6 protein-coding genes and 1 tRNA gene are annotated in these 5,794 nt (G+C 35.7%); 5 read left to right on the top strand and 2 right to left on the bottom strand.

Annotated features, from left to right (window positions below; genetic code table 11):
- The first annotated feature begins 685 nt into the window (after positions 1 to 685).
- Positions 686 to 770: transfer RNA gene (locus EHC72_RS22375), tRNA-Ser, on the top strand.
- A 68-nt stretch (positions 771 to 838) separates the two neighbouring features.
- Here the strand turns inward: EHC72_RS22375 and EHC72_RS22370 are convergent.
- On the bottom strand, positions 839 to 1,021 hold the full coding sequence (locus EHC72_RS22370; RefSeq protein WP_131539941.1) for a hypothetical protein: 183 nt from the start codon (positions 1,019 to 1,021) through the stop codon (positions 839 to 841).
- A 110-nt stretch (positions 1,022 to 1,131) separates the two neighbouring features.
- On the bottom strand, positions 1,132 to 2,091 hold the full coding sequence (locus tag EHC72_RS22365) for a GlxA family transcriptional regulator (RefSeq protein WP_131539940.1): 960 nt from the start codon (positions 2,089 to 2,091) through the stop codon (positions 1,132 to 1,134).
- Between the two features lie 130 nt (positions 2,092 to 2,221).
- Between EHC72_RS22365 and EHC72_RS22360 the strand changes: the two genes are divergently transcribed.
- From EHC72_RS22360 to EHC72_RS22345, 4 genes are all read left to right on the top strand, one after another.
- A complete protein-coding gene (locus EHC72_RS22360; RefSeq protein WP_131539939.1) occupies positions 2,222 to 2,716 on the top strand; it encodes a DinB family protein in 495 nt (164 codons plus the stop codon).
- A gap of 25 nt (positions 2,717 to 2,741) precedes the next feature.
- Positions 2,742 to 3,248: a DinB family protein gene (locus tag EHC72_RS22355; protein WP_131539938.1), complete on the top strand. Its 507-nt coding sequence runs from the start codon at positions 2,742 to 2,744 to the stop codon at positions 3,246 to 3,248.
- Between the two features lie 50 nt (positions 3,249 to 3,298).
- Complete coding sequence (locus EHC72_RS22350) at positions 3,299 to 3,724, top strand: VOC family protein (protein WP_131539937.1); 426 nt, start codon at positions 3,299 to 3,301, stop codon at positions 3,722 to 3,724.
- Positions 3,725 to 4,114: 390 nt separating this feature from the next.
- Positions 4,115 to 5,443 (top strand): alpha-L-fucosidase, encoded by a 1,329-nt coding sequence (locus EHC72_RS22345; RefSeq protein WP_131539936.1) that lies wholly within the window; start codon positions 4,115 to 4,117, stop codon positions 5,441 to 5,443.
- The last annotated feature ends 351 nt before the right edge of the window (positions 5,444 to 5,794 follow it).

Genomic DNA, 5,794 nt, shown 5'->3' with positions numbered 1-5,794 from the left:
AGCTGCTCTAAAGCTGAATCTTCAAATGCTTTATAATTGAAGTGCTGCTCTTCTTGTTGATCTGACATAATTCCTATGTTTAAAGTTATTAATTTTCTTTTTGACACAGTTTATTGAACAGACCCTCTAAACAGTTTACACAATCTAATTTACACTCTCTTAAATGATGCTCCTCGTTGGTTAAATGATGCTCCTCGTCGGTTAAATGATGCTCCTCGTTGGTTAAATGATGCTCCTCGTTGGTTAAATGATGCTCCTCGTTGGTTAAATGATGCTCCTCGTTGGTTAAATGATGCTCCTCGTCGGTTAAATGATGCTCCTCGTCGGTTAAATGATGCTCCTCGTTGGTTAAATGATGCTCCTCGTTGGTTTTCTTGCTAGGTAAGTAATTGGTTTTACAAAGTTGCCAGCTATTTCTTTTGTATCGTCATTTCTTAATCGGTACGTTTAACCTAGCGCAAGTGTAACTCCAAATTTCTTTCCATATAAACTTTCAATTTTGGTTAAATACTTTAAGTTACTTGCTTTGGCTTTTTGTACAATAAAGACTAAAAACGACACTTTTTAAGTTCGAAAACTTTTTTAAACAAAAAATTTGTCGCTGGTTATCTTATGCTTACAAATATATTGAGTAGAAAGTGTAGATAAAGTTTGTGGAAGTGATCTGTGTTCGTATTTTTGCAGCGGAAAGCTGGCAGAGTGGTCGAATGCGGCAGTCTTGAAAACTGTTGACTGTAACAGGTCCGGGGGTTCGAATCCCTCGCTTTCCGCAGCCAAAAAACAAAAATCCTTACATTAATTTGTAAGGATTTTTTGTTTTAGTTAATGTCTTTAAATGTTAAACAATAATTAGAATTGTTCCATTTTTTTTCAATCGGTAATAGTATTGCACTTCTCCCCGAAACCTTAAAACCTCAATATCTTCAACAATACCTGATCTACCTGATTCATCAAAAATCTTTTCGCCACACTTAATAGAATCTAATTCATGCAGAGGCAAAGTCCTTTTAATTAATTTCATATTGTCAGTTTTGATTTTCAGGTACTTACGAAAATATATTTAATACAGTTTTTATATTAATAAAAATTAACAATGCCAACCAAAACTACCCCTAATAGCGTTGTAGGTTGCTATCTTACCTGAAATTTATCCCGATACTCGGAAGGAGTCATGCCGACAGATTTTCTGAAAATTTTTCTAAAAGCTTTAGGATCGTTATAGCCAGAGTTAAAAATAACCTCTGTCATTTGCTGTGCCGTTTGTTCAAGCAGTTTCTTTGCAGCCTCTATCCGCGTTTGTTGTAAATACTCAATAGGAGTAATGCCAATAACCTGTTTAAACCTGCGTAAAATATTTCTACGGCTTGAAGGAATATCCTTAATCATTTCCTCAATGGTTGCAATACCCTGATAATTGCTTTCAATCTTTTCCTGTGCTGATGCCACAATATCATCATTGTGATGGCGTATGGGTTGAAAAGTACTAAAATAAGATTGGTTAACACGATCCATATCAATGGCGAAAATTTTGGCCATTTTAACGGCAATATCTTTACTACAATGAATTTGTAAAAGGTGTAACAATAAATGAAAGGTAGATGTAGCGCCACCACTTGTATACAGTTTGCCATCTTGTGTTACCGTTTTATCTGGCTTTAAATGTACCAACGGAAAAGCCATAGAAAATGCAGGGCAAGCATCAACATGGGTAGTAGCAACCTTACCATTTAATAAGCCCGATGCCGCCAGTAAAAAAGCACCAGTACAAAAAGTAGCAATTTCTACACCTTTTTGGTATTGCTGGTGTAACCACGGAATAAATGCAGCGTTTTCGCCAACGGCAACCCTTATATCTTCGCTGGCAAAAGATGGAATTAGTATAAGATCAAGGTCGCTGGTTGTTGATATTGATTTACACTGATGGGTACTAAAGTTAGCCAGACTATCATCCTGCCCAAGTAAAACTAAATCAAAAGGGGCTGTTAAGCCATCATTTAAATAAAATTTATTTACAGTTTCAAAAACATCCAATATGGCGGCTACGCTCAACAATCTATATTGTTTTGGTAATAAAATACCTGTGCGAATCATAAGGTTAGACTATTTATTTAAGTAAATATAAATAAAAATGTCTTAAATGCCCCCCATAATTGACCTCAACAGCATGGGTAATTAATGGAATAAGCACTTAACTTTATAATAAGTTAAAAACAACAAAACGATGAAAAACAAACCTATTAGTAATCGCCTGTACGGTCTTATTGTGCTTTACGAAATGCATACAGATTTTTTAATCCGTGCCTTGGATGGATTAACCGATGAAGATGCACAAAAGCGAATGGATACCGAGGCCAACCATATTGCATGGATTACAGGAAGCATTGTTGCCGGCAGATATGAGATGGCAAAATCATTAGGTGTTAACTTAACAGCAACAACAGGAGCCCTGTTTGTTGAGCATAAAGGCATACAAGAAGGCGTAACATACCCCACTTTGGATGCTTTTAAAAAAGATTGGGAAGCAATATCGCCTGTGCTGCAAAAAACCTTAACAGAAGCTACTGATGAAAAAATTGACGAGCCTTTTGTAATGCCCGGCATGGAAATGAAACTGTTTGATATGATTGCCTTTAATACCTATAGAGAAGCAAACTGTATTGGTCAAATTGCACTTTGGCGCAGGCTTTTAGGTTATAAAGGCATGAGTTATATGTAAAATGAAGTATTAAATTAATGGAAATATGGAAAAAGTATCTAAAGAAGTTAATGAAGCCTTAACAGCATTACAAACTTTATTTTCGAATTTTAACGATCACCAATTCAACGTAATTCCTTTTGATGGAAGCTGGACGGCAGGTCAAATTGCTAAGCATATGGTTTTGGTAAATGGAGGCTTTATGGATATGATAAACGGACCTGTAGCAGAAACCAGTAGACCAGCAGATCAGATCGTTCCGCAGATTAAAGCAGACTTTGAAAACTTTAATATTAAGATGGAAGCTCCAGATATTATCGTTCCGCCATTTAAGGATTACGATAAACAAAGGTTGATGGAAAAGTTAGATCAAATTAGACAAGGGATTATACAGGCTGTAGATAAATTAGATTTAACCAAAACAACTACCGCATGGGAATTACCAGGTTATGGCTACTTAACCCGCCTGGAAGCCGCATATTTTGTTGCTTACCATGCAAAGCGACATAACAGGCAGCTTACCAATATTTATAATAAGCTTATTAATAACTAAACAACAAACTAAACTATATAACAGCCTATAAAGGCACAAAAAACAACAACATGGCAACTATAAACACCTATTTAAATTTTAACGGTAATACCGAAGAAGCTTTTAACTTTTACAAATCCGTATTTGGCGGAGAGTTTGTTGTTTTGCAACGCTATAAAGATACCCCAGCATGTGATGGCATGCCCGCCGAAGACCAAGATAAAATTATGCACGTTGCACTACCAATTGGTAGCAATATTTTAATGGGTACTGATGTTAATGCACCAATGCCTGCCGCAACTTATGGTACAGGTATTTCTTTATCAATTGATGCAGTAACAGAAGAAGAAGCGCACACCTTATTTAATGGCTTATCTGCAGGTGGCACGGTAACTATGCCACTTGATAAAATGTTTTGGGGAGCATTGTTTGGTATGTTTACCGATAAGTTTGGTATCCAATGGATGATAAACCACGATTATAAAGAAGGCAAGTAACCTATAGGTTAATTTTTAAACAGGGTAAATTTTTACCCTGTTTTTGTTACCCTAAATATTTTACCTTTCTATATTTATCTAGCACCAGCAGATGCCCCAATGGCAGGAATAATGTTGGTGGCTCATTTATTTTTAGCCTATGCATAACGTAAAAAATATGCAGGTTTATTACAGGCAAAAAGATTAGAATAATTTACACCATTTAATTCTTTCTTATTTTTATTCTCCACAACAAATCATTTGGGGGTTAAATTGTTGCGCCTTTATAAATATGATACTAAAGAATACAATCAGGCTTAAAGATTTGCCAATCAGGTTGAAAAAAATGTCATTTAATTTAGGTTAACTTTAAAACAATAACCTAAATATATTCTTAATCAATCCATTCTGATGAAAAAAATCCTCTTGAGCACTATTTTATTCTTGTTAACAGGCGCTCAACTATTCGCACAAAATTATACGCCAACAGCAGCCAATTTAGAGGCCAGAAAAACATTTAGCGAAGAGCGTTTTGGTTTATTTATCCATTGGGGTCCTTTTAGTATTCCTGGTAGTGGAGAGTGGGTAATGAATGATAGAAAGCTAACAGTTAAAAACTATACGCTCCTTGAAAACTTTTTCAACCCGATAGATTTTGATGCCGCAAAATGGGTAAGCATGGCTAAAAATGCTGGCATGAAGTATATTACCCTAATTACCCGCCACCATGATGGCTTTAGTATGTGGGATACAAAATACTCGGATTTCAATATTATGAATACACCCTATAAAAAGGATATTGTAAAAATGATGGCGGATGAATGTCATAAACAAGGTATTAAACTCAATTTATATTATTCGCTTTTAGATTGGAGAAGAGAAGATTATCCACATGAAACAGGTAGAACAGGACAGTTTAGTGGTAGAAAAGGGAAAGGCGATTATGCAAGCTATCTTCAGTTTATGAAAAACCAGTTAACAGAATTGCTAACAAATTACGGTGAAATTGGAGCCATTTGGTTTGATGGGCATTGGGATCAAACTGCGCCAGAAGGGCAAGCAGATCGTTCATCGCGTATCGATTGGAAATACGATGAGATTTATGGCTTAATTCATAAATTACAACCGCAATGTTTAATAGGGAATAACCATCATTTAAGTCCGCTGCAGGGAGAGGATTTTCAAATGTTTGAAAGAGATTTACCTGGAGAAAATAAATCGGGATTAAGTTTTCAGCAGGCTTCAAACCACTTACCTGTAGAAACCTGTGAAACCATAAATGGATCATGGGGTTTTAACCTGAGTGATACCACCTGCAAAACACCCAAAGAATTGGTGCACTATTTAGCCAAAGCGGCAGGTTTAGGCACCAACTTATTGCTTAATATCGGGCCAATGCCTAATGGAGATATTCAGCAAGAATTTAAAGACAGATTAGCCTTTATGGGCGGCTGGTTAAAAACGTATGGCGAAAGTATTTATGCCACCGAAGCCGGATATTTAAAGCCACAAGAGTGGGGATGCACTACCCAAAAAGGAAATAAATTATATGTTCATATCTTTAATGGCGCTAAAGAAATTTCGCTACCAAACTTCCCCTCAAAAAAGATAGCAAAAGCATATTTGTTAAAAGATGGATCGACGGTTAAAACCCAATTTAAAAATGGTACGGTAAATATTTTAGCAAATTACACCAATAATGAACCAGATAATGTAGTGGTGTTAGAAATTGCAAAATAATAATATGATACAGTGCATATTAAATAGTTTCTAAATGTTATTTGCGTATAAAAAATACTATCATTCTGAGTGTATCGAAGATCTATTTTTTGGAAAGCAAAGCCTGTAGTGCTATGTAAATTAACTCCTGCTAACGCTTCAAGTCCTCGCTGCGCTGTGGGCTTTTCGCTTAATCAGGTTTAAAAACTTACGCTATTGCAGCATAAACCATTGTGCCTAAACCTGTATTCTATGGTTAATGCAAACAAAAAGTTAATTATTTTTTGAGAAGCATTACTTTAGAATTATTTATGCTGCTAGGTTTGATATGTAGGGTGTTCCTCTTTTTACTGCAGCAAATGCTCTGCTCAA

Origin of the sequence: Pedobacter nototheniae, assembly GCF_004335085.1 — a bacterium.
Classification (GTDB): Bacteria; Bacteroidota; Bacteroidia; order Sphingobacteriales; family Sphingobacteriaceae; genus Pedobacter; species Pedobacter nototheniae.
Note: the sequence above shows the minus strand (reverse complement) of the source record. Positions and strands in the feature narration are given on the sequence as shown.

Coding starts and splice junctions, on each gene's coding strand:
- EHC72_RS22345 (WP_131539936.1), top strand. CDS start 4,115: ATGAAAAAAATCCTCTTGAGCACTATTTTATTCTTGTTAACAGGCGCT.
- EHC72_RS22350 (WP_131539937.1), top strand. CDS start 3,299: ATGGCAACTATAAACACCTATTTAAATTTTAACGGTAATACCGAAGAA.
- EHC72_RS22355 (WP_131539938.1), top strand. CDS start 2,742: ATGGAAAAAGTATCTAAAGAAGTTAATGAAGCCTTAACAGCATTACAA.
- EHC72_RS22365 (WP_131539940.1), bottom strand. CDS start 2,091: ATGATTCGCACAGGTATTTTATTACCAAAACAATATAGATTGTTGAGC.
- EHC72_RS22370 (WP_131539941.1), bottom strand. CDS start 1,021: ATGAAATTAATTAAAAGGACTTTGCCTCTGCATGAATTAGATTCTATT.
- EHC72_RS22360 (WP_131539939.1), top strand. CDS start 2,222: ATGAAAAACAAACCTATTAGTAATCGCCTGTACGGTCTTATTGTGCTT.